Source organism: Metabacillus sp. 84 (assembly GCF_050107715.1).
Taxonomy (GTDB): Bacteria; Bacillota; Bacilli; order Bacillales; family Bacillaceae; genus Metabacillus_B.
This window is the reverse complement of sequence record NZ_JBNILN010000001.1, coordinates 57235-79067: the sequence shown is the minus strand read 5'-3', so window position 1 is coordinate 79067 and position 21833 is coordinate 57235. Positions and strand designations below refer to the sequence as shown.

Here is a 21833-nt window from a genome sequence, read left to right as displayed (position 1 = left end):
ATGAGAGCGTTTTAGGAGGAATCAAAGTGGCTCGTATTTTACTTGCAGAAGATGAAGAGGTTTTAAGGATGCTTGTTTGCGATACCCTTGAAGATGATGGATATGAACTGGATGAAGCATGCGATGGGGAAGAAGCGCTGAATAAGATCAGCAGCACGGATTACGACCTCGTGTTAATTGATTATATGATGCCGGTTTTTACGGGTCTTGAGGTGATTGCCAAGGTAAGGGCAAATCCAGATAATAATCACGTTAAAATCATGATGCTCAGCGCGAAAAGCCAGTATTCCGATCAGGAGGCAGCTTTGGCAGCGGGAGCAGATTATTTTATGGCCAAGCCGTTCAGTCCGATTCAGCTCTCAGAAAAAGTTGAGGAGATACTTGAGCAGAATGGCATCTAATATGAAGAACAGCATTACAAGAAAATTTAGTGCCCTGACGATTTCGATTGTCATCATTTTTGCCGCAGCATTCGCGGTTTTCCTTATGATTCAAAACAATGCATCCAGTTCATTCAGCGCAAAGAACAAAGCTTTGAACGTAAGAGAGAACATGGCTATTGAACTGGATTACGGATTTAATCTGGCAATCTCAGAATTTCGGGCATACTTTGCATTTGGCAATTTTGGAGAAGAGGCCTCTTACAAAAACAATGCATTAAAGCAGCAGGATCAAATCAATTCAAAGCTGAAAGAATTTGAAAAGCTCGCAACGGAGAAGGAGGACCTCGAATTTTATGAAGCCGCCCGATCCTTTTATGATTACTATTTTAATGAAACTGCTCCAAAGGCCATTTCTTTATATGAATCGGGAGATACCAGTGCAGTTGCCGGTCTTGCAGCAGGCGGAGGAACGGAGAGTGTAAGGGGATTTCAGAGCAGTATGAAAAATTACCGCCTAAATCTTGACCGAAAACTCGAAGAGAATGAAAAGAGCTATACCGACGGAATGAGAGCAAGACAAACAGGCTTTTCAATCCTGCTCGTCATTTTGCTCGGAGGCATGTCGGCGTTGATCCGTTCGCTTACCCGAAAAATCAGCAGGCCGCTTGTTGAGCTGACAGATGCAGCAAGCAGCATAGCTTCCGGGAAGGAAGTGCTCTTTGAGAACCGGACAAGCCGGAATGATGAGCTGGGGATCCTTCATCAGGCATTTGAGAGGATGAGCTACAGCATCCATGAAAAAGAACAGGATTTAAGCGCTCAAAACGAGGAGCTAATCGCACAGCAGGATGAACTGCAAGCCCAGCAGGCAGAGCTTGAGGAAGTACTCGAGCAAATGAAGGACAGGGAAAATCAGCTCAAATTAAGAAATGAGCTAATCAATGGCATTTCAAACACATTGGATAAGAGGGATCTGTTAAAAAGCATTATATCCTCACTCGCTCCTATTGTGGGGGCAGACAAGGCATTAATCGTCCTGACAAGCCATCATAAAGAGCATGCCTCCATCGGCGTTTCAGATGAAGAGGCCAATCAATTCCTTCGAAATCTACAATCTGGATTTATTCAAAGCCTGGAGGAAAGCCGCCAGCCGTTATCCATAAAAAGAGAGATGCTTCAGTCGGAAAAAGGCTTCCACCATCAGGCAGCCATGTGCTATGACCTGTTCCTTCCTGTTTTTTCTTCACAGGAACAGCTGGATGCTATTCTTCTTTTCACAAGATACAGCGGAGATTTCACAGCAGAAGAAACAAAAAACTATATGGCTTTGGCAAAAAACATTTCGATTTCCCTTGAAAAGATTAAACTGTATGAACAGACTGAGGAAGAACGGCAGCTTAACCGCGATATTATGAACACGGTGCATGAGGGCATTCAGCTTGTGGATACGAGAGGAACAATCCGGTTGATGAACGAAACGATGCACGAAATCATCCGCGGGTGGGAGAACCAGCCTGCAGAAAATTCTTCGTTTACCGAATGGATGGCTATGTTTGAGCCTCATATTGAAAAGGAAGCCGACTTCAGGGAGTTTTTTCAGCAGGCTGTCTTTACGGAAGCAAACGTACTTAATCAGGAACCTTTTCTCTATCAGCTTCATGGAAAAAGCGGGGTAAAGGTTATCAAGGTGTATATGGAGCCCCTTTACCGGATGGACCATCGAGTGGGAACGGTGATTGTTCACCGTGATATTACCCGCGAATATGAAGTGGACAAAATGAAATCCGAGTTTGTCAGTACCGTCAGCCATGAGCTTAGAACACCGCTTGCAAGTGTTCTTGGATTCACCGAGCTGATGCTTCATAAAGAGCTGAAGCCCGAAAGGCAAAAAAAATATTTAACAACGATTTTCCAGGAAGCAAAAAGGCTGACCTCCCTTATAAACGATTTTCTGGACGTCCAGCGCATGGAAGTGGGCAAGCAGTCCTATGAAAAGAAATATGACGATCTTTATCCGCTCCTGCAGCAGATCGTGGAGCTGCAGCAAATTCAGTCTCCGAAGCACACTTTCACCATCGAAAGACTGACGGAGCAGACTCTCGTACTTGGGGATAAAGACAAGCTCTCTCAAGTATTCGGAAACCTGATCAGCAATGCAGTTAAATATTCTCCTAATGGCGGTGCTGTAGAAATCCTGTTGTTTGAGGAGGAAAAGCATTTAAACGTCTCTGTTCGGGATAAAGGCCTCGGAATCCCTCAGGAAGCAATGGAGAAGCTGTTCAATAAATTTTACAGAGTCGATAACACAGACCGCAGAAGAATCGGCGGGACAGGACTTGGCCTCGCGATTGTAAAAGAAATCGTCAAGGCTCATGAGGGGACGGTAAAGGTCAGCTCTGAACTGGGGCAAGGCAGCGTCTTTTCAGTGAAACTTCCCCTTGTTATACAGGCCGGTTCCGATCATGAAGAGATAACAGCAAAACGCACAGGTACGCATGTGATGATTATTGAGGATGACATGAATTTAGCCCATTTGCTTAAAGCAGAGCTTGAGGAAAGCCATTTTCGTGTAGTAATATCCACAAACGGGAAAGAAGCCCTTAAACAGATGGCTGAGGTTCAGCCCGAAGCGGTTGTCCTTGATATCATGCTGGACGATCCTGCCTATACGGGATGGGACCTGCTCAAAGAAATGAAATCACGCGAAAAATTAAAGCAGATCCCAATTTTTATTTCCTCCGCTCTAGAGGAAAAAGAAAAAGGCTTTGAGCTTGGAGCCAATGACTACCTGATCAAGCCGTACCAGCCGAGCCTCCTCTCCAAGCTTATCCTGCAAACCCTGTGGCAGCGGGATTTAAACGGCCAGATTTTGGTGCCGGCTGAATAACAGTCAGCCGCGGCCATGCTATCCTATCTGTAACTGATCAGGGACCCCTAAAAGCTGCAGGGGTCCTTATTTTTATCTAAATGGCACTGATAAGTTTAGCCGCTTCAAATCGGTGCTATGTAATTAAAAAGCTATTAAAAGCTTTAGGTTCACATTAAGGAGCAAGCAGTTCTTATGTAAAGGAGGAGACACACATGATTAAGCATTCTATTCAAACGGACGGACAGGATGAGCTAAAGGACATCACGGAGCTTGTTCAGGAGGAGGTAACGAAATCTGGAGCACAATCGGGCTTTGTATTTGTATACTGCCCGCATACGACAGCTGGAATTACAATCAATGAAAATGCAGATCCGGACGTAAAAAGGGACATGATCGAAAGGTGGAAGAACGTGTATCCGTGGGAAACCGAATCAGACCGTCATATGGAAGGCAATACGGCAGCTCATATGAAAGCAAGTACGGTTGGAGCTTCCGAGCAAATCATGATTGAAAATGGCCGGCTTGTTCTGGGAAGATGGCAGGGAATCTATTTTTGCGAGTTTGATGGACCGCGCAGCCGTGAACTGATGATTAAAATAACACCGGACCGATAAACATTTCCAGCACATTCACACTTGAATCCATAGTATGGTGTTTTACACTGAAGAGGGTGATGTTTTTTGGAAATTGTGGACTATTCATATAAAAAAAGAGGAAATGTAGAATTTGTTTTTTCTCCGTTTCCGCATTCAAGAGTCCTTCTCTCGCCGATTAAAAATTATTTTTTTGTCCGCTATGTAAAATGGGATGATCGGGATCCCATTGTGGAACGGGCAGATTTAGAGTACATGGAATGGCTCGTAAATAAGCATTTCGGGCTCGAAGCCTGGTACAGGAGACGAAGAGCATTTAAGCTTCCTGCGGAACCGGAATAAGGCTACAATCCGGCAGTTGAGCTGCCGATTCTGCTGACGATTGTGCGGTTTTGGTAATAAACAGGCAGGCCGCTGTTTGCCGGACTGAAAAAGTACAAGTATTTGAAGTCCGGCCTTGTGGTTTGGGATAGAAGATAGGCGGAACGTGTCGAACCGGGATATCGGTATTGATTAAGGCTTTTAATAACACCGTCTGCATCCTTGATTCCCATTCCATGACCGAAATATTGTTTATCCCCCATCATAATTGTATTTTCTCCCCGCCACTGAGGAAACTGGTCATCAAAATCCGGATTATTAAAATAGAGGCAATCCCCTGGTATGAAGTCATTTCCTCTGGCCGTCCGAATGTTTAAATCCTCGTCATGACGCCAATCCCGCAAAGTAATGCTTCTAAAAATCCTGTCAAAGGCCCTCGCTCCTATGCTGTCCAGTGCCGCTTTGTAAAAGAGAATGACTATGGCGGTGGCACATTCAAAGGCGTAAAGCCTTCCATTAGTAAATATGTCCTGAATTCCCGCTGACGCAGGAATCCCTTGCCGCTGTATAAAGGCTCCCCTTTCCGTTAAAATCCAAAAGGCCGGATTGCAATACGAGGTTTCAAACGTTGCAAACTGGGCTCCTCCGTAGGCAAGAGATTTTGCCGCTTCGATTATGAGGTTCCTCATGTCCAGTTCAAATTTAAACTGTTCTCTGCTTACAAACACATATCTTTCCTTATATTTGTCCATATTCATAATCATTTCTTTTTGCGCACTGTTTTTAGCCTCTTTTTTCAAATCGCTGTAAGACTGTTCTTTGTTCTGAATAATAATCAAGAGATTTCCCCCCTGCAGGCAGATATCCCAGTTTATGCAGGTTGTGCTGAAATTGCATCATGTACGGGTACGCTGAATATTATTTAAACTTTCTGCATGACAAAAATAAGAAATTCGTATAAGATAATGAAGACTGATTATAATACCAACTTAACTGATGGGAATTATGTAGTTATAGATCAGGTTTGTTTGACCTGAAGAAAGAGGAGGAAATCAATGTGGGTCTTATTATTCTAAATATTTCATTACTGCTGCTGTTAATAGCAGGGCTTTTTTACATGCAAAAAAAGCATATTTCTTTTTCAAAAAGAGTCTTTAGCGCACTTGGAGTCGGGATTGTGTTCGGATATGCCCTGCAGTTTGCATACGGCGCTGAATCCGCCGTTCTCGTTTCATCAATCGACTGGTTTGGAATAGTTGGAGACGGATATGTAAAACTGCTGCAAATGATTGTTATGCCGCTTGTGTTTATTTCAATCGTGGCTGCATTTACACGGCTGAAACTGTCCTCTAATATCGGTAAAATCAGCGGACTGATTTTAGCTGTGCTACTTGGCACGACCGCTATTTCTGCTGCAGTTGGAATCGCTTCTGCAAGCGGTTTTGGCTTAGAGGCGATTCAAATTGAACAAGGGCAGGCAGAAACTGAAAGAGCAGTGCAGCTTGAAGAGAAGTTTACAGAAATTGAAGGACAGACATTTCCGCAAAAGGTTGTCGAGCTTCTTCCTGGTAACCCGTTTATGGATTTGACGGGAGAGCGTCCAACTTCAACGATTGCTGTCGTAATTTTTGCCGCGTTTATCGGGATGGCGTTCCTTGGAGTGAAAAGAAAGCAGCCGGAACAGGCAGAGATGTTTGCTAAGATTATCGATTCACTTTACGCAATCGTAATGCGGATTGTCACTCTGATCCTGCGGCTAACCCCATATGGAGTATTGGCCATCATGACGTCAACTGTAGCGTTGAGTAACTTCGACTCCATCTTAAAACTGGGTAAATTCGTTCTTGCTTCTTATGCAGCCCTTGCTGTTATGTTTATCATCCATCTGATCATTATTACGATTTCAGGACTCAACCCTATCCTGTATATTAAAAAAATCATTCCGGTCCTTACCTTTGCATTTACATCGAGATCGAGTGCAGGAACCCTGCCGCTTAATGTGAATACACAAACGAAAAAACTGGGCGTCCCGGAAGGCATTGCAAATTTTGCCGGTTCATTTGGTCTTACTATTGGCCAAAATGGATGCGCAGGAATATACCCTGCCATGCTGGCTGTCATGATTGCGCCGACACAGGGGATCAATCCTCTGGATCCAACCTTCATTCTTACATTGATTGCTGTTGTTGTCATCAGTTCATTTGGTGTGGCAGGTGTTGGAGGAGGAGCGACGTTTGCTGCCATCCTGGTTCTTTCTACAATGAACCTTCCAGTTGCTCTTGCCGGACTTTTAATCTCGGTCGAGCCGCTGATTGATATGGGAAGAACCGCATTGAATGTCAGCGGGAGCATGACCGCAGGTATCGTCACGAGCCGCGTTACAAAGGATTTGGATACAGACACATACAATGACGTTCATGCAAAAGGATCAGAAGTTTACTGATTCATAGAACTGCAGACGGAGATGACCGATCAGGATTACAATTCCTATCGGTCATCTTTTTTTGCGGAAACGGAAAGCAGCAGTGGATATTAAGCAGGATACGCTAAGGCACCCGGGCCGTCAAAGTGTTTAAATAGGTGTTTCAACCGTCTATCTAAGGGAAATGATATATAGCATATCAAAGGAGGAATGATTCATTATGTCTGAAAAAAATCATATGATTGATCGAACAGGGGAAGTAAATCCAGGTGAAATCGAAGATGTCGTCAGCCGGATCGGAGAAGATAAGCAGGAAGAAATTTTAAAGAGCTTTGAAGGCTTTAAAACATACTTGCGTGAAAAGGTCGAGGTAGGGAAGAAAATCGGTCTTAGCGAAGAACAGCTGGCCAAAACAACAGAACGGGTCGCAGGATATCTGGCAGAACACGTGCAACCGAAAAACAGAGAAGAATATCTTCTTAAAGAACTATGGAAATCCGGAGACAAAGACCAGCAGCATGCACTGGCCCACATGCTTTTGACTATGGTGGAAGAAGAATAGAGTATTCCAGCTGACCGTAAAAATGAGTACGGTCAGCCGTTTTTTTTGAGGAGACAATTCTGCTGAAAGCGTGTGGATGGTGACCTCCCCACAGGAAATGGGGGGTTTTTACACCTGGAGCAAGCTGCTGCGGAAAATGAAGGCGGATTACAGGTTTTCCTGCATCAGATGTGACGGCAGGCTCATTCCAGGGAGAAATTAGGTAGATAACGGGGTCTTGTTTCGCCTCTTTTTATATTTTTGAGCAGCACCGGGCCGCAGATATTCCCTAATTTTTGCTTTTATTGTCCGAACTTGGATTTTACTGTCCGTACTCAAAATTTATTGTCCGTATTTGGAGTATATTGTCTCAACTTTCATTTTATTGTCCGTACTTTCAATATAAAGACTTTTCGACAAAATGCGATAGATTCCGCTTCTGTCAGGCCGGTCAGCTCATATGCTGACCTGGATCTGCCTTCTTTAACGTACGGATGACCTCCCCTTCACAAAAAAACTGAAGACCGAATGTTCGGCTCTCAGTTAACAGGTGGATGATCAGGGATTCAGTGCTTCTAGAAAAGCTTGAGAGGTTCTTATCGAATAGTTGCATTTTTATCATTGCTTCAGATGAGTGCGCAGACTCACTCCAAGGAGAGCTATGTTCCCATATTCCGCCTCTGTTTATGTATATAAGCAGCACCGGGCCGCAGATATTCCGTAATTTTTGCTTTTATTGTCCGAACTTGGATTTTATTGTCCGAACTCAAAATTTATTGTCCGTACTTTGGTTTTATTGTCTCAACTTTCATTTTATTGTCCGTACTTTCAATATAAAGACTTTTCGACAAAATCCGACAGACTCCGTTCATGTTAGGCCGGTCAGCTCAAATGGTAACCTGGATCTGCCTTCTTTACGATAAAATTCACCAAAACCCGCTTCTGTCCGAACACACTGAATAGTCAGGACCCATGCTAATCCCGCCATCATAAAAAAACTGAGAGCCGAACGTTCGGCTCTCAGTCAAGATATAAAGAATCAAGTATTCAGTGCTTCTACAAAAGCTTTGGCTGCTGATTTGCTGCTTTGAGGATTTTGGCCGGTTACGAATCGTGTATCTGTGACAACATGATCGGAATAGGCTGCAGCCCCTTCAAACTGGGCACCCTGCTCCCTCAGTTTCGACTCAAGTAGGAACGGCATAAGTGAATCTAAACCGGTCTGCTGTTCTTCCTCGTTTGTAAACCCCGTCAGGCTGACACCGTCTACCAGGAATTTTCCATTGGAAAGCTTAGTTCCGACAAATCCAGCCGGGCCATGGCATACTGCACCAATCACTTTATTGTTTTCAGCAAAGTGTGCAAGGGCTTTTTGAAGGGAAGGATCATCGGGAAGATCAAACATCGTCCCATGTCCGCCAGGCAGGAAGATTCCATTAAAGTCCTGCGGGTTTAGTGCAGAGAGTACTTCCGTATTTTGCAGCATCGAGATGGCTTCCTCCCACTCATCCGGAGGAGTTTCCTGAACACTGTTCGGGTCGATCGGAATTCTTCCCCCATTTGGACTTGCGGCGCTAACCTGGAATCCGCTGTTTACAAATTCAATATATGGCTCTGCAAATTCACCGAGCCATAGGCCTGTTTCATGTTCTTCATCAATTTTGCTTGAGTTTGTTAAAACCATTAATATCTTTTTCATCTCAAAATCCCTCCTAGGGTTTTGGTTACATAGTATATTTAACCTCAAAGCTCTCTTTTTAACCGTACTTTTTGCATTTCAATTCCTGAATGCCTGAAACTTGGTTAGAATAAGAAGAAAAAGCCGGAAATGAGATGCATGATGAAAAAATATGCAAAGGTTTTCCTTATCCTATTGCTGTCTGCTGGTGTAATGCTGGCAGCAGGATTTTATATCTGGTCGAGATTTACCTACACCCCTTCAGATGAACTGTTGAAAGCAGTAGATGAGAACCGGATTCAAGAGCAAAATCAAATCTTGTTCGCTGACCCTTTCGATTCAAAACCTTCTGCTGGAGTGATTCTATACCCGGGAGCAAAAGTAGAGCCTGAAGCTTACGCGTACATAGCTCAGGAGCTTGCTGATAGAGGCATAGCCGCTGCTGTCCCAGAAATGCCTTTTCATTTTTCCATTTTCGGAACCGGAAAAGCAGATGATGTTCGAAGGGCCCGTCCGAACGTGCAAAATTGGTATGTTGGCGGACATTCTCTTGGGGGAGTGGCAGCAGCAAATTACGCTAAAGAAAACGAAGAAAGTGTAAAAGGGGTATTTTTCCTTGCCTCCTACCCTGCCGAGTCTGCCAATTTAAAAAAGACCGGGCTTGACGTCTTGTCCATTTACGGAACGAATGATGGTCTTACCTCCCCGCAGGACATTGAAAACTCAAAAGCATATACTCCTAAGGATGCAATTTTTAAGGAAATCAGGGGAGGGAACCATGCTCAATTTGGTCTTTATGGACCGCAAAAAGGGGATATGGAAGCGAATATACCAGCTATTGAACAGCAGAATCAAATTGTCCGGTATTTAGAGGAATGGATCAGTAAAGACAGCATCGGGGAGAAATAGAACTGGTTATGAGGGGCCCTCTGAAATAATTGACAGAGTGCCTGACAGGATGGGCAGGGTTCAATGCACACCCTGGTGAGACGAATGGTAAATCACACCCCGGGCTCTCGAAGCTCTTAAAACGAAACAGAGAGGAATCCATTTCCAGCTAAGCCATTCTTATAAACCCGATCCTTTCCTTGCAATATGGTTGAACCTTTGATTAAGGCTCCTCCCTTATACTTCTTCCTGCCGAAAATTGCCTTTCCCGCGCTGCCCTGTATAATTACAGCCTCATTTCCTCATATTAATAAAGATTCAACAGACAGGGAGGTGAGCGATATGGGTTTATTCGGCAAAGAGAACAAATCAGAAAAACAAGCACACCAAAGCCACAATGACAGCCAGGCTCTTCAGTCTGCTCTTTCAGATGCAGAACAGGCATTGCAGGGAGATCCGTTGAAAGAGGCGGTTGAAAAGAAAAAGAATAACCATCGCTAAAGGATGGCGTAAAAAAGAACGGGCTTCCACAGACCCGTTCTTCTTATTTTTCAGGAAGTTTTTTGTTCAAGAAGAACGTTCCAAAAGGGATGATGGAAGCAATCAGTGCTCCTCCAATTTTGATAAGTCCCCACCGGTGGCTCCATGCGGCATTGGCAACAGCCAGTATGAATAAAACGAAAAACAGTCCGTGGAGGGATCCAACGATGGTAACAGCCATAGCGATATCAGCCATATACTTTAGAGGCATGGCGATCGCTAACAGGATGATAAAGGATAATCCTTCTATTGTACCGATTACACGAAGTCTTTTAATAGGGGTGGATATCATTTGACAGGCTCCTTTCATTATCAGCTAGCTACATTATATACAATCATGAGGACAAATTATGTTCAATTTGTCCATTTGTCACAATACGTACACAGAAAACACTGTCGTTAAAACTCAGTTGAATTATCGTAATTGTTTGAATAAACTAATCTTATCCCAATGATCAATCCTCAAAGGTTCCGGTATGGTTAGTATTGTTTTATAAAAACTTTTAAGACTGACCGGTCAGCCGAAGGTCCTGAATGCACACCCCGTTCAGGACCTTTTTTTTATTTTGTGAGTCTTTTCGCCCAATTGATTGATGGTGCTTTAGAGAAGGTATATGGAGTAACCTCTGCTACGCTGCTGCTCACGTATATGTTATTAAACCAAAAGCAGCCGGGAGAAGTCAGCGATAGAAAAAAACTGGAAGGCGTAAGCTTTCCAGTTTATCAGCTATTTAGGCAGGCCGGGAGGTTCAAAATAGGGAGGAACTCTGAGCCACCCTTTTTGAATCATCATCGACTTTAAAGCGGCATCGTATTTAATAACCGCCATTAAATGCGCAGCAAAAATCATTGCCGCATCCGTCCGGATCGATTGTGCGAGAGAGGTGGCCATAAATGAGACGTAAGCTGCAGTTTTGACACTGATAAAATTAGCCATTTCACTGTCTGTAAACCGGACACCTGCAGGAACAGCTGAAGTCTCCGAATTTGGTTTATCCTCCTGTCCTGCCTGAGGAAGGGGGACCCCTTCCTTCTTCAAAAACTCCTTAATCTGCTCCAAGCCGTTCAGCGTATCCTTCTTAGCAGTCTCGATGGAATGGATGAGCTGTTTATCCGTCGTAATATTCAGGAAAACGCCATAAAAGGATTTTGCCTCTTCGTACATCGTATAAAGGGTCCACAAAGTCATAACCTCGCCAACGTGCAAAGGTGGTTTTGGCTCTCCATCCAATTCAGGTTTAAGAATACTGCTGATAAATTCAAAGATTCCTGCCATATGTTTATATCCCCTTATTTAGGTGTCTTAATAGTAAATAACTCGGTTAGTAATTCCCAATTCTCGGGGAAGGGTTCTCCGAGCACCCAATAAGCAACTCCTCGGAGTTTATAGTCGTGGACCAGCTTGAATTTTGCCCGTGCACTTTGCTCATTTTCAAACCATACTACATGTTTTTTTCCGTCATCGCCTTTGTAATGAAAATAAGGAGATTGGCTTTTGTTATCAAACTGAACCTGCGCGCCCTTCGCTACAGCCAGATCCGCTGCTTCCTGAGGAGCTACCCGCTTTGCATAGGGATTTCCTTTTTTATAAGGCAAAACCCAGTCATAGCCGTAAAGAGGAGCGCCCATTACAATTTTTTCCTTCGGTATTTCGGTCAAAGCATAATCGATGACTTTTTTCACTTGATGAATGGGAGATACCGCCATTGGAGGGCCGCCTGACCATCCCCATTCATACGTCATTAATATCACAAAATCCGCAAGCTCCCCGTGCCGTTTATAGTCATGGGCTCCGTGCCACGGACCTGCCTGATCATCGCTAGTTTTAGGAGCGAGTGCAGTAGAAACAAGATAGCCCTCTTTTTGCACACGGGGAATGATCGTTTCAAGAAAACCGTTATAAAGCTCCCTGTCCTTTTCACGAATGTGTTCAAAATCAATATTCAATGCTTTGTATCCTTTAGCTTTCATCGTGGCAATAAGGCTGGACATTAATTTTTCAGAGGCCTTTTTATTTGTGAAAATCTTATGGGCGATATCCGGTGAAAAGTTTCCGTCCATGAAATTTGTCAGGACGAGCATCGGAACAGTTTTAGAATTTTTAACGGCAGTAAGCGGCTTTTTATCGTTTAAGGGGATTAAGCTGCCGTCTTCCTTTACGCGATAGCTGAAAAAGGCGGTATATGATAGAAGATTTCCTGTATTTCGAACTTCTTGCGCCGCAGCATTTGCATCGACCGGTTCCAGAAACCCGATGGTCTCAATTTGCCGTTTCTTAAATTCCGTTTCAGACTGGTTGATGTCTTTTGTTTTTTTGTTGGCTGTACTGATTTGATCCACACGCGGCTTTTCATTCACTTCATTTCCTGAACGCATCATTTTATTTTGAGCTTGATTGTTATCGCCGGCATTTTCGCCATTGCCCGTGCACCCGGATAAAACCATAATCAGTGCAAGAAGGAAAAAGGCTATCTTTTTCATTCGAATCCCTCCAGTTTTCTTTGTGGTGAAAGCTTTAAAACGCTCCGGACCAACCCTTTGCTTCATCTGAAGATCCTTTTTATTAGATTGTCTTTCACATGTTTATTTATACATTTTTGGGAAAGAGCATTAGATTTCTTTTCCATAAGTTTCCCGTTCATAATTGAGGAAAAATGGTATAGTAGTAAAGGAGCTTTACATATTAGTGGTTTACAGATTGAAGGAGGCAGCATCATGAAAATTGGTTTAATCGGACTTGGAAAAATGGGCTATAATCTCGCTCTAAATATGAAGGAACACGGGTATGGAGTTGTTGCGAACGACGTTAGCTCAGAAGCGCTTCAAAGTATCCGGGCCGAAGGGGTAGAAACGGCGGACAGCATTCAAATGCTTGCAGAAAAACTTCCATCTCCTAGAATTATCTGGATGATGGTTCCGGCAGGCGAGATTACAGAACAGGTTTTGGCTGAGGTATCCGGTTACTTAGGGGACGGAGATATTGTAATCGATGGCGGAAACTCAAATTACAAAGATACAATCAGACGGGGGACGGAACTGAAGGAAAAAGGTGTCTATTTCGTGGATTGTGGAACGAGCGGCGGAACCGAAGGAGCCAGAAACGGAATTTGTACGATGATTGGCGCCGAAACGAAAGCGTTTGCTCAAGTGGAAGGTCTGTTCCGCGACCTTTCTGTTGAAAACGGCTATCTTCATGCGGGCAAGCCGGGGAGCGGCCATTTCCTTAAAATGGTGCACAACGGCGTGGAATACGGCATGATGCAATCAATAGCGGAAGGCTTTGAAATTCTTGATAAAAGTGATTTTGATTATGACTATAAAGAAGTTTCCCGAGTTTGGAACAACGGATCTGTCATTCGTTCATGGCTGATGGAACTCATGGAAAATGCATTTTCAAAAGATCCAGAGCTTTCGGGTATCAGGGGCGTCATGAATTCTTCAGGCGAAGGGAAATGGACTGTGGAAGCCGCACTCGACTTTCAGGCCTCTGCACCGGTGATAGCCATGTCCCTCTTCATGAGATACCGCTCTCAGGAGAACGATACATTCCACGGTAAAGTCGTATCTGCTTTAAGGAATGAATTTGGAGGACATGCCGTAGTAAAAGCGGAAGAATAAAAAAGAAGCTGGCCCTAATCCGGGTCAGCTTTTTTTGACCGCCGATCTGCTGATGGCAGCTTTAGGACTGTCTGCAGCCATGAATGGTACAGGCAGACTCTTAAAAAATACGTGAATTATACTAAAACCGGATGTTTAACTAAATGGAAGCGGGGTACTTTAATTACTAATTACCATATAAAAAATGCCTTGAAAGGAGAATCACCCATGAATAAACGCAATGGATTAATCATTTCAGGAGTTGCCCTATCAACAGCAGGAGTTGCAGCTACCGTCTATCTTAAGGATAAATCTAGACGTGCGAAGCTTTCTTACGGAGTGAAGCAAGCTCAAGGCAAGGTTGTGTCTATGTTCTCAAAGGATAAAAATAAAGAAGATGAAAAATTTCCGGTTGATAAAGCGGGAAACCCGGATCCTCAGGATGTAGAAGACAACAAAATGGTTTCTGAAGGTGCGCAATACAGTGTGCAGTATTACAATGACTCTAAACAGCAGTAGTTCGAACCGTCTTATAAGAACTGCTTGCAGTAGATAGCGGGAAGCCCCCGATAAGCTCTAGAGCTTATCGGGGGTTTTCTGTGCGGGGAAATTTACGCTATAAAGAGTCGGTGGGGAAGCTGCTCAGGTGAGACCGCCCTGTCATGAAAAGAGGAGGAGTTTACACCGTCCGCACCGCTGCTCCCCTTATCCTTGGAGTGAAGGCAGCCACGGGAAACTCATTTTAAAAAGGAGATTACCGGACTGCCCCTTGCTGTATGGTAAAATACATGTCAAGGAGCGGAGGGATCACAGGAATGCAGGATGAACATGTTCAGGTTAAAGGTTCAATAATAGACGGGGAGACTCGCTGCACGCATTACAATAGCGAGCTCGATGTTATAGCCATCAAGTTTTACTGCTGCAAGGAGTATTACCCTTGCCACTTGTGCCATTCAGAGCATGCGGACCATTCACCGGAAGTTTGGCCTGCAGAAAAGTTTGATTAGCACGCGGTATTGTGCGGAAAATGCGGATTGGAGCTGACGGTGGACGAATACATGAATTGCGGCTCACACTGCCCATCCTGCAAAGCAGGATTTAATCCGGGCTGCAGTCTTCATGCACATTTGTATTTCGGCACGGTTTGATATTTTTCCCTGTAATGGTATAATAATAGAATATTACCAATATTAAATGAAAGTTTGCTAGGGGAGCCGGTGAGCCGGCTGAGAGAAAAACGCAGAAGTTTTTGACCCTTATACCTGATCTAGTTCGTACTAGCGGAGGGAAGCGGCTCTGTACATATTGCTGTATGTTTCAGTCCATTTCCCTGCGCGGAATGGGCTTTTCTTATTTTACGGGACGAGCGAGCTTTACGTCTGAGAGAAGCGGTGTGCGTGAACCCTTAAGCTGATCTGGCGAAGCAAGCCGCAGTTTGTATTGGGAGAAGGAGGGGAGCACATGGAATTTCATGCAGTAACGAATGGAAGGATGCCTTTTCCGGCTATTGCTCAATTCATGAAGGAAGCGGGTTCCGTCATCGATTTTCTTCATATAAGGGAGAAGGAAAAAACGGAAATGGAAATCTATGAAGGAACAGCGGAGCTTATCCGGAATGGTGTGCCCTCTGAAAAATTAATAGTAAACGGCCGCCCGGATATCGCCGCGGCTGCAGGGGTAAGAAGAGTGCAGCTCGGATACAGGAATCTGTCCCCTTCCATTGTAAAGAGAACATTTCCTTCTATACATGCCGGACGGTCTGTTCATTCTCTTGATGAAGCCTTAGAGGCGCAAAATGAAGGAGCGGACTCGGTTTTGTTTGGGCATTTGTTTCCTACAGACAGCAAGAAAGGCCTGCCTCCTCAAGGAATCGGGAAAGCGAGGGAGCTTTCAGAGCTCCTCAGCATAGACGTTCTGGTTATTGGAGGGATTGAGCCTGCCCACCTTCCATTGCTGTCCGATGCAAAGGTGAAAGGGTTTTTGGTGATGTCTGGAATCTGGGACCGTGATGATCCAGTTCAGGCCGCCTGCGAATACAGAGAGGCGAACAACCTTTGAAAGGAGGCGCTGGCATGAAACATTATGATGTATGCATCATCGGCGGAGGGGTGATTGGCTGTTCCATTGCTTATGAGCTATCCAAAAAAGGCCTTTTACCCTTGATTTTGGAAAAGGGGAAAGCTGGGCAGGAAAGTTCGCGGGCAGCCGCAGGACTGCTTGGTGTTCAAGCTGAGTGGGATGAATATGATCCTCTATTTGATATGGCGCGGCAGAGCAGAGCGATGTTTCCTGAGCTGGCCGAGGAATTAAGATCAGCAACAGGTATTGATATTGGCTATGAGGAAAAGGGAATCTGCAAGGTTGCGGAAACGGAGCAGGAACTCGACCAGCTTAAAAAAACAGCCATTTGGCAAACGGAAACAGGGGAGCCATGTGAGCTGCTGTCAAAAGAAGAAATGAAAAAGAGGGAGCCGCTTCTATCTGATTCTGTCGAAGGCGGTGTCTATTACCCTAAGGACGGCCATGTGATCGCGCCTTCGCTTGCGAAAGCATTTGAACAGGGTGCTTTGCAGAATGGCACGGATATCTATGAACATACACAAGCTGATGAGATTCTGATTGAAAACGGGAGGGTCGCGGGTGTAAAAGCTAATGGACGCACTTTTCATGCTGAACAGGTTGTGATTGCTGCAGGCGCGTGGAGTGCTCCATTTCTTACCCTCTTTCCTTCATTAGAAGGAACATATCCGGTAAAGGGAGAAATGATCAGTGTTTTAAGCAAGAAAAAGCTTCTTCAGACCCCTTTGTATAAAAATGGATTTTATATTGTTCCCAAACGGGGCGGGCGTTATTTAATTGGAGCGACTGTCTTGGAAAGGGATTACTCAAAGGAAGTATCTGCATCCGGCATCCTGCATCTCCTGAAGACAGCGGAAAGGCTGCTGCCGGCGATTGTCCATGCGAGCTTTGAACAGGCATGGAGCGGACTGCGGCCACAAAGTGCGAAAGGGGCTCCCTGCATGGAAGAACATCCCGAAATCAAAGGGCTTTTCGCCTGTACAGGCCATTACCGGAACGGAATTTTACTCAGTCCTGCAGCTGGAAAAAGAATGGCGGAGCTTATCCGCACAAAAACGGCTTCAACAACCGGGAGGTAAGTAAATGAAGGTCAAAGTAAATGGAAGCTGGACAGAAGTACCGGAATCAATCAGAAATGTTGAGGATTTAACAAAGCATCTTGGCATCGATCAAAAAACCATTGTGATTGAAAAAAACACCGAAATCCTTCAGCGCAGCGGGTATAAAAAAGAAGCAGTTGCACATGAAGACCATTATGAAATCGTTACATTTGTAGGAGGCGGATAATATGCTGAAAATCGGACCGTTGTCATTCTCATCCAGACTGCTGCTCGGGACTGGGAAATACCCTGATTTCGATATGCAGAGAAAAGCCATTGAAGTGTCAGAATCTGAAATCCTGACCTTTGCGGTTAGAAGAATGGATATCTTTGAAAGCTCCCAGCCAAATCTTTTGGAAAAGTTGGACCTTAGCCGTTTTTCCCTTCTCCCAAATACGGCCGGAGCAAAAACGGCTGAAGAAGCCGTTAGAATTGCCCGGCTCGCAAAAGCATCAGGGCTGTGTACGATGATCAAGGTCGAGGTCATTGGGGACTTTAAGACGCTGCTTCCGGATCCGTTTGAAACGATGAAGGCATGTGAGACTTTGCTGGAAGAAGGGTTTATCGTTCTGCCCTATATTTCGGATGATGTCATTTTAGCTAAACGGCTTCAGGAGATCGGAGTGCACGCGGTTATGCCGGGAGCATCACCGATCGGATCCGGAATGGGAATCGTCAATCCTCTAAACCTAAGTCTAATCATTGAACAAGCCGTCGTTCCGGTCATTGTAGACGCCGGAGTAGGCAGCCCTGCTGATGCGGCACTTGCTATGGAAATGGGTGCAGATGGAGTTCTGCTGAATACAGCAGTCTCTGGCGCTGAGGATCCTGTTAAAATGGCTGAGGCTATGAAGCTCGGCATTGAAGCAGGGCGTCTGGGCTATGAAGCCGGAAGAATCCCTAAAAAAAGGTATGCATCCGCAAGCAGTCCGAGTGAAGGAATGAGCCCTGTTGACTGACCGGTATTCAAGACAAACTTTATTCTTCCCCAATGGAGAGGAAGATCAGAAAAAGCTTTCATCCAAACATGCCGTTTTAATTGGCTGCGGAGCCTTAGGAAGCGGGATTGCTGAAACTTTAGTAAGGGCAGGAATAGGCAAGCTTACAATAATAGACAGGGATTATGTGGATGAAAGCAATTTACAGCGCCAGCAGCTTTTTACCGAAGAGGATGTGCGAAAACAGCTCCCTAAGGCGGAAGCGGCAAAGTCCAGGCTGCAGCAGATCAACCATCTTCCTGAAATTTCAGCCCATGTCATGCACGCAAGTCCTGCTTCTGTTGAGCAGCTGATGTCAGATGCTCATCTCATTATGGATGGTACCGACAACTTTGAAACAAGATGGGTGATAAATGATCTTTCCCATTTGCATAGAATCCCCTGGATTTACGGAGCATGTGTAGGCAGCTACGGTCTGTCCTGTACGTTTATCCCGGGGAATGGCCCATGTCTTGCCTGTTTAATGGGCGCAATGCCGATGGGCGGAGAAACGTGTGATACTTCCGGTATCATTGCCCCGGCCGTAGGGATGACCGTTTCTCATCAAACAGCCCAGGCACTCAAAATTCTAACTGGAAACAGCAGGGCCGTAAAAACTGAGCTCTATTCCTTTGATGTATGGAATAACAGTTATTCAGCTCTGAAGATAGAAAAAATGAAAAAAGCAGATTGTCCTACATGCGGCAGGTCTCCTCACTTCCCCTATCTTAAAGATGAGAACATGGCTCGCACAGCTGTACTCTGCGGAAGGGATACCGTCCAGATAAGGCCTCCAAAAGATATGAAGCTTAGTTTAAATCAGACGGCAGACAGGCTGGCCGGCAAAGTTGAAAACCTTTCATCCAATGAGTTTCTGCTATCCTTTTCAAAAGGACCAGTCAGGCTGGTGGCTTTTAAAGATGGGAGAGTTCTCGTTCACGGAACAAAAAATCCAGATGAGGCGAGATCATTATACAGCCAGTATTTCGGATAGGTTAAGGAACCAGCTTATTGCTGGTTCCTTTTTTGCCTGTAATGATACAATGTGCTTAAAGACATAATGAAATTGGCTATGCTAAAGCATGGTGTTGATTATTAACACCTGTTGATTGGAGCGGAAGGCGTGAGACTCCTGCGGGAGCAGCGGGACAAGTAAGATCCCGCATGCATGTTCAAAGCGGCGGGGAAGCTTACCGCCCGCCCTTGGATAAGCGAACGCCTGCAGCGGGAATCAACTGCCAAATGTAACAAAGCCGTTAAATTAAATTGCAGCTTAGCGGATCAAGGAAACGGGTAATAAGTAAGGTGTTTTAGAAATTATACATAGAAACAGGTGAGAAAATGATCAGGTTTGAAAAAGCTGCTAAAGTATATCCGGACGGAACTAGAGCGGTACAATCAATGGATTTAGAAATTAAAAAGGGAGAATTCTTTGTTTTTATCGGTCCGAGCGGGTGTGGAAAAACGACAACGATGAAAATGATTAACCGTCTGATTGACCCATCGGACGGAAAGGTTTTTATTCAGGATAAAAATGTACAGGAATACGAAATACACGAGCTCCGCTGGAACATTGGATATGTCCTTCAGCAAATTGCGTTATTTCCGCATATGACCATTGAAGAGAACATCGCTATTGTCCCGGAGTTGAAAAAATGGACACCTGACCAAATTAATAAACGTGTGGATGAACTGCTTGATATGGTTGGCTTAGAGCCTGAAACATACAGAAGCCGCAAGCCGAGTGAGCTCTCCGGAGGCCAGCAGCAAAGAATTGGGGTTGTACGGGCTCTGGCGGCAGACCCTGATATTATTTTAATGGATGAACCGTTTAGCGCTCTTGATCCCATCAGCAGGGAAAAGCTGCAAACAGATATTGCAGACTTGCAAAAACGCATTAAAAAGACCATTGTCTTTGTCACCCATGATATGCAGGAGGCCCTTGCGCTTGGGGACAGAATCGCCATCATGAAAGATGGACAAGTCATTCAAGCCGACACACCTCAAAAGCTGATTGAACAGCCAGCAAATGACTTTGTAAGGGAATTTATCGGCTCTCGTGCCGTCCCTGAACAGAAGGTCCGCCAAGCAAAAGTCGGCGATTTGCATGCTTCCTTCCAGCCTGCTCCAGAAGAATTTCCACATCCCCCTATATCCTACTACGCTCCTGTAATAGAAGCAGTAGAACAGCTTAGGGGAAAACAAGCGCTGTCGGTTGAAAAAGACGGTACCATTATCGGAATTGTGACTCCTGAAATCGTGATGGAATACCTGGCTGAGAAGCTGGGAATGGAGGGTGTCCGATGAACGCATTGATCACCACCTTCCTGGAAAGACAGGATCAGCTTTGGACTGCTCTGCTTGAACACATTCAAATTTCTTTTATTGCCCTTCTTATTGCGGTTGTCATCACCATTCCGCTTGGCATTTTTCTAACCCGCAGAACAAAGCTTGCTGAAGGAGTTATTGGTGTTACAGCTGTATTGCAGACCATTCCTTCACTTGCATTGCTTGGTTTATTGATACCATTAGTAGGAATTGGGGTGGTTCCGGCTGTAATTGCTCTTGTTATTTACGCCCTGCTTCCAATTCTCAGGAACACCTATACAGGAATCAAAGAAGTAGATCCTTCACTTGTGGAAGCAGCAAGAGGGATGGGAATGAACAACCGTAAACGGTTATTTAAGGTCGAGCTTCCCCTTGCACTCCCTGTGATTATGGCTGGAATCCGGACAGCGATGGTGCTTATCGTAGGAACCACTACCCTCGCAGCCCTTATAGGAGCCGGAGGACTGGGGAAACTGATTTTGCTTGGAATAGACAGAAATGACAATATGCTGATTATCCTCGGTGCTATACCGGCAGCTTTGCTGGCCATCCTTTTTGATGTCCTGCTTCGCGTTGCTGAAAAAGCTTCAACAAAAGGCATGGCCAAAAAAGGCGGCATCATCGCTCTTATTGTTGTCTTGATTATTGCTGTTCCCTTAGCATTTGGATCAGGGAAAAAAGATCTCGTCATTGCCGGAAAGCTTGGATCGGAACCGGAAATTCTTATTAATATGTATAAGCTGCTCATTGAGCAGGATACAGATCTGGAAGTCGGGCTGAAGCCAAGCCTTGGAAAAACATCCTTCCTTTTTAACGCGCTTGAAACGGGTGAAATTGATATTTATCCTGAGTTCACAGGCACAGCCCTCTCCACTTTTCTAAAGGAACAACCTGAAGGCGGAGATGAAAAATCCGTATACGAGCAGGCTAAAAATGGTATGGAGCAGCAATACGGTATGGCTTATCTAGAGCCTATGGCATTCAATAATACGTATACACTGGCTGTACCTAAAGATACAGCTGAACAATATGATTTGAAAGCCATTTCTGACCTTAAACAAGTGGAACAAAATATGAAAGTAGGCTTTACGCTCGAATTCTCGGACCGCCAGGACGGATACAAAGGGATTCAGGAGCTGTACGAAATTAAATTTCCTTCCGTCACGACGATGGAACCTAAGCTTCGCTATGCGGCGATTGAATCCGGGGAAGTCAACCTGATTGATGCGTATTCCACAGACAGCGAACTCGAACAATATGATCTGCTGACACTTGAAGATGACAAAGGCCTGTTTCCTCCGTACCAGGGAGCTCCGCTGATGAAGCAGGAAACATTGGATGAATATCCGGAGCTTGAAGAAACACTAAACAAGCTGGCAGGAAAAATTACAGACGATGAAATGAGAAATATGAACTACCTCGTGAATGTTGAAGGTGAATCACCGGAAAAAACAGCGAAAGACTTTCTTGTTAAAGAAAATCTAATTGAAGAATAAGACAAAACCGCGCAAGTGCGC

The 21833-nt window shown here is 44.8% G+C and carries 22 protein-coding genes, 1 pseudogene and 1 riboswitch; of the genes and pseudogenes, 18 read left to right on the top strand and 5 right to left on the bottom strand.

Going from position 1 to position 21833, the window contains the following annotated elements; genetic code table 11:
• The first annotated feature begins 26 nt into the window (after positions 1–26).
• The 4 genes from ACQCV8_RS00415 to ACQCV8_RS00400 all read left to right on the top strand — a co-directional run bounded on the left by ACQCV8_RS00415 (position 27) and on the right by ACQCV8_RS00400 (position 4187).
• A complete protein-coding gene (locus ACQCV8_RS00415; RefSeq protein WP_426842568.1) occupies positions 27–401 on the top strand; it encodes a response regulator transcription factor in 375 nt (124 codons plus the stop codon).
• Entirely contained in the window at positions 391–3270 is a 2880-nt protein-coding gene (locus ACQCV8_RS00410) for an ATP-binding protein (RefSeq protein WP_426842567.1), read from the top strand. The genes ACQCV8_RS00415 and ACQCV8_RS00410 overlap by 11 nt, the downstream gene beginning before the upstream one ends.
• A 194-nt stretch (positions 3271–3464) precedes the next feature.
• Positions 3465–3866, top strand: coding sequence for a secondary thiamine-phosphate synthase enzyme YjbQ (locus tag ACQCV8_RS00405; RefSeq protein ID WP_426842566.1), 402 nt, complete (start codon positions 3465–3467; stop codon positions 3864–3866).
• 66 nt (positions 3867–3932) lie between these two features.
• Entirely contained in the window at positions 3933–4187 is a 255-nt protein-coding gene (locus ACQCV8_RS00400; RefSeq protein ID WP_426842565.1) for a hypothetical protein, read from the top strand.
• A 2-nt stretch (positions 4188–4189) separates the two neighbouring features.
• Here the strand turns inward: ACQCV8_RS00400 and ACQCV8_RS00395 are convergent, their stop codons facing one another.
• Complete coding sequence (locus ACQCV8_RS00395) at positions 4190–5005, bottom strand: protein-glutamine gamma-glutamyltransferase (protein WP_426842564.1); 816 nt, start codon at positions 5003–5005, stop codon at positions 4190–4192.
• A 212-nt stretch (positions 5006–5217) separates the two neighbouring features.
• On the opposite strand from ACQCV8_RS00395, the gene ACQCV8_RS00390 reads away from it, so the two are divergent.
• A complete protein-coding gene (locus ACQCV8_RS00390; protein WP_426843333.1) occupies positions 5218–6609 on the top strand; it encodes an L-cystine transporter in 1392 nt (463 codons plus the stop codon).
• 199 nt (positions 6610–6808) lie between these two features.
• Positions 6809–7150: a DUF3243 domain-containing protein gene (locus ACQCV8_RS00385; RefSeq protein WP_426842563.1), complete on the top strand. Its 342-nt coding sequence runs from the start codon at positions 6809–6811 to the stop codon at positions 7148–7150.
• 1018 nt (positions 7151–8168) lie between these two features.
• On the opposite strand, the gene ACQCV8_RS00380 is transcribed toward ACQCV8_RS00385, so the two are convergent.
• The gene (locus ACQCV8_RS00380; RefSeq protein WP_426842562.1) at positions 8169–8828 is read right to left on the bottom strand and encodes a type 1 glutamine amidotransferase domain-containing protein; all 660 of its coding nucleotides are present in this window, start codon (positions 8826–8828) and stop codon (positions 8169–8171) included.
• A gap of 138 nt (positions 8829–8966) precedes the next feature.
• Between ACQCV8_RS00380 and ACQCV8_RS00375 the strand changes: the two genes are divergently transcribed.
• Together ACQCV8_RS00375 and sspJ are read left to right on the top strand one after the other, a co-directional pair.
• Positions 8967–9716 carry an alpha/beta hydrolase gene (locus ACQCV8_RS00375; protein WP_426842561.1) on the top strand — a complete coding sequence of 250 codons (750 nt, stop codon included), beginning with the start codon at positions 8967–8969 and terminating at the stop codon, positions 9714–9716.
• A gap of 321 nt (positions 9717–10037) precedes the next feature.
• The gene (sspJ, locus tag ACQCV8_RS00370; RefSeq protein ID WP_426842560.1) at positions 10038–10196 is read left to right on the top strand and encodes a small acid-soluble spore protein SspJ; all 159 of its coding nucleotides are present in this window, start codon (positions 10038–10040) and stop codon (positions 10194–10196) included.
• A 43-nt stretch (positions 10197–10239) separates the two neighbouring features.
• On the opposite strand, the gene ACQCV8_RS00365 is transcribed toward sspJ, so the two are convergent.
• The 3 genes from ACQCV8_RS00365 to ACQCV8_RS00355 form a co-directional block, all read right to left on the bottom strand.
• Complete coding sequence (locus tag ACQCV8_RS00365) at positions 10240–10527, bottom strand: DUF3817 domain-containing protein (RefSeq protein ID WP_426842559.1); 288 nt, start codon at positions 10525–10527, stop codon at positions 10240–10242.
• 435 nt (positions 10528–10962) lie between these two features.
• The gene (locus ACQCV8_RS00360; RefSeq protein WP_426842558.1) at positions 10963–11511 is read right to left on the bottom strand and encodes a DUF3231 family protein; all 549 of its coding nucleotides are present in this window, start codon (positions 11509–11511) and stop codon (positions 10963–10965) included.
• Between the two features lie 14 nt (positions 11512–11525).
• Complete coding sequence (locus ACQCV8_RS00355) at positions 11526–12716, bottom strand: glycosyl hydrolase family 18 protein (RefSeq protein WP_426842557.1); 1191 nt, start codon at positions 12714–12716, stop codon at positions 11526–11528.
• A gap of 234 nt (positions 12717–12950) precedes the next feature.
• On the opposite strand from ACQCV8_RS00355, the gene gnd reads away from it, so the two are divergent.
• The 10 genes and pseudogenes from gnd (at position 12951) to opuFB (ending at position 21812) form a co-directional block, all read left to right on the top strand.
• Positions 12951–13853, top strand: coding sequence for a phosphogluconate dehydrogenase (NAD(+)-dependent, decarboxylating) (gnd, locus tag ACQCV8_RS00350; protein ID WP_426842556.1), 903 nt, complete (start codon positions 12951–12953; stop codon positions 13851–13853).
• A gap of 207 nt (positions 13854–14060) precedes the next feature.
• A complete protein-coding gene (locus tag ACQCV8_RS00345) occupies positions 14061–14351 on the top strand; it encodes a hypothetical protein (protein WP_426842555.1) in 291 nt (96 codons plus the stop codon).
• A gap of 296 nt (positions 14352–14647) precedes the next feature.
• Positions 14648–14980: pseudogene (locus ACQCV8_RS00340) on the top strand (CHY zinc finger protein).
• Positions 14981–15029: 49 nt separating this feature from the next.
• Positions 15030–15138, top strand: a riboswitch (TPP riboswitch).
• Between the two features lie 155 nt (positions 15139–15293).
• Positions 15294–15890: a thiamine phosphate synthase gene (locus tag ACQCV8_RS00335; RefSeq protein WP_426842554.1), complete on the top strand. Its 597-nt coding sequence runs from the start codon at positions 15294–15296 to the stop codon at positions 15888–15890.
• A 14-nt stretch (positions 15891–15904) separates the two neighbouring features.
• Positions 15905–16990, top strand: coding sequence for a glycine oxidase ThiO (thiO, locus tag ACQCV8_RS00330; RefSeq protein ID WP_426842553.1), 1086 nt, complete (start codon positions 15905–15907; stop codon positions 16988–16990).
• Between the two features lie 4 nt (positions 16991–16994).
• Positions 16995–17198, top strand: coding sequence for a sulfur carrier protein ThiS (gene thiS, locus ACQCV8_RS00325; protein ID WP_426842552.1), 204 nt, complete (start codon positions 16995–16997; stop codon positions 17196–17198).
• 1 nt (position 17199) lies between these two features.
• On the top strand, positions 17200–17970 hold the full coding sequence (locus ACQCV8_RS00320) for a thiazole synthase (protein WP_426842551.1): 771 nt from the start codon (positions 17200–17202) through the stop codon (positions 17968–17970).
• Positions 17963–18982 (top strand): ThiF family adenylyltransferase, encoded by a 1020-nt coding sequence (locus ACQCV8_RS00315; protein ID WP_426842550.1) that lies wholly within the window; start codon positions 17963–17965, stop codon positions 18980–18982. Before ACQCV8_RS00320 ends, ACQCV8_RS00315 begins: the two co-directional genes overlap by 8 nt.
• Before the next feature lie 347 nt (positions 18983–19329).
• A complete protein-coding gene (locus ACQCV8_RS00310) occupies positions 19330–20295 on the top strand; it encodes an ABC transporter ATP-binding protein (protein WP_426842549.1) in 966 nt (321 codons plus the stop codon).
• Entirely contained in the window at positions 20292–21812 is a 1521-nt protein-coding gene (gene opuFB / locus ACQCV8_RS00305) for an osmoprotectant update ABC transporter permease/substrate-binding subunit OpuFB (protein WP_426842548.1), read from the top strand. Before ACQCV8_RS00310 ends, opuFB begins: the two co-directional genes overlap by 4 nt.
• The last annotated feature ends 21 nt before the right edge of the window (positions 21813–21833 follow it).

What these genes read in the sequence shown, in the direction of transcription:
- ACQCV8_RS00410 (WP_426842567.1), top strand. Translation starts at nt 391, where the DNA reads ATGGCATCTAATATGAAGAACAGCATTACAAGAAAATTTAGTGCCCTG.
- ACQCV8_RS00405 (WP_426842566.1), top strand. Translation starts at nt 3,465, where the DNA reads ATGATTAAGCATTCTATTCAAACGGACGGACAGGATGAGCTAAAGGAC.
- ACQCV8_RS00385 (WP_426842563.1), top strand. Translation starts at nt 6,809, where the DNA reads ATGTCTGAAAAAAATCATATGATTGATCGAACAGGGGAAGTAAATCCA.
- ACQCV8_RS00380 (WP_426842562.1), bottom strand. Translation starts at nt 8,828, where the DNA reads ATGAAAAAGATATTAATGGTTTTAACAAACTCAAGCAAAATTGATGAA.
- ACQCV8_RS00375 (WP_426842561.1), top strand. Translation starts at nt 8,967, where the DNA reads ATGATGAAAAAATATGCAAAGGTTTTCCTTATCCTATTGCTGTCTGCT.
- sspJ (WP_426842560.1), top strand. Translation starts at nt 10,038, where the DNA reads ATGGGTTTATTCGGCAAAGAGAACAAATCAGAAAAACAAGCACACCAA.
- ACQCV8_RS00365 (WP_426842559.1), bottom strand. Translation starts at nt 10,527, where the DNA reads ATGATATCCACCCCTATTAAAAGACTTCGTGTAATCGGTACAATAGAA.
- ACQCV8_RS00360 (WP_426842558.1), bottom strand. Translation starts at nt 11,511, where the DNA reads ATGGCAGGAATCTTTGAATTTATCAGCAGTATTCTTAAACCTGAATTG.
- ACQCV8_RS00355 (WP_426842557.1), bottom strand. Translation starts at nt 12,716, where the DNA reads ATGAAAAAGATAGCCTTTTTCCTTCTTGCACTGATTATGGTTTTATCC.
- gnd (WP_426842556.1), top strand. Translation starts at nt 12,951, where the DNA reads ATGAAAATTGGTTTAATCGGACTTGGAAAAATGGGCTATAATCTCGCT.
- ACQCV8_RS00345 (WP_426842555.1), top strand. Translation starts at nt 14,061, where the DNA reads ATGAATAAACGCAATGGATTAATCATTTCAGGAGTTGCCCTATCAACA.
- ACQCV8_RS00335 (WP_426842554.1), top strand. Translation starts at nt 15,294, where the DNA reads ATGGAATTTCATGCAGTAACGAATGGAAGGATGCCTTTTCCGGCTATT.
- thiO (WP_426842553.1), top strand. Translation starts at nt 15,905, where the DNA reads ATGAAACATTATGATGTATGCATCATCGGCGGAGGGGTGATTGGCTGT.
- thiS (WP_426842552.1), top strand. Translation starts at nt 16,995, where the DNA reads ATGAAGGTCAAAGTAAATGGAAGCTGGACAGAAGTACCGGAATCAATC.
- ACQCV8_RS00320 (WP_426842551.1), top strand. Translation starts at nt 17,200, where the DNA reads ATGCTGAAAATCGGACCGTTGTCATTCTCATCCAGACTGCTGCTCGGG.
- ACQCV8_RS00310 (WP_426842549.1), top strand. Translation starts at nt 19,330, where the DNA reads ATGATCAGGTTTGAAAAAGCTGCTAAAGTATATCCGGACGGAACTAGA.
- opuFB (WP_426842548.1), top strand. Translation starts at nt 20,292, where the DNA reads ATGAACGCATTGATCACCACCTTCCTGGAAAGACAGGATCAGCTTTGG.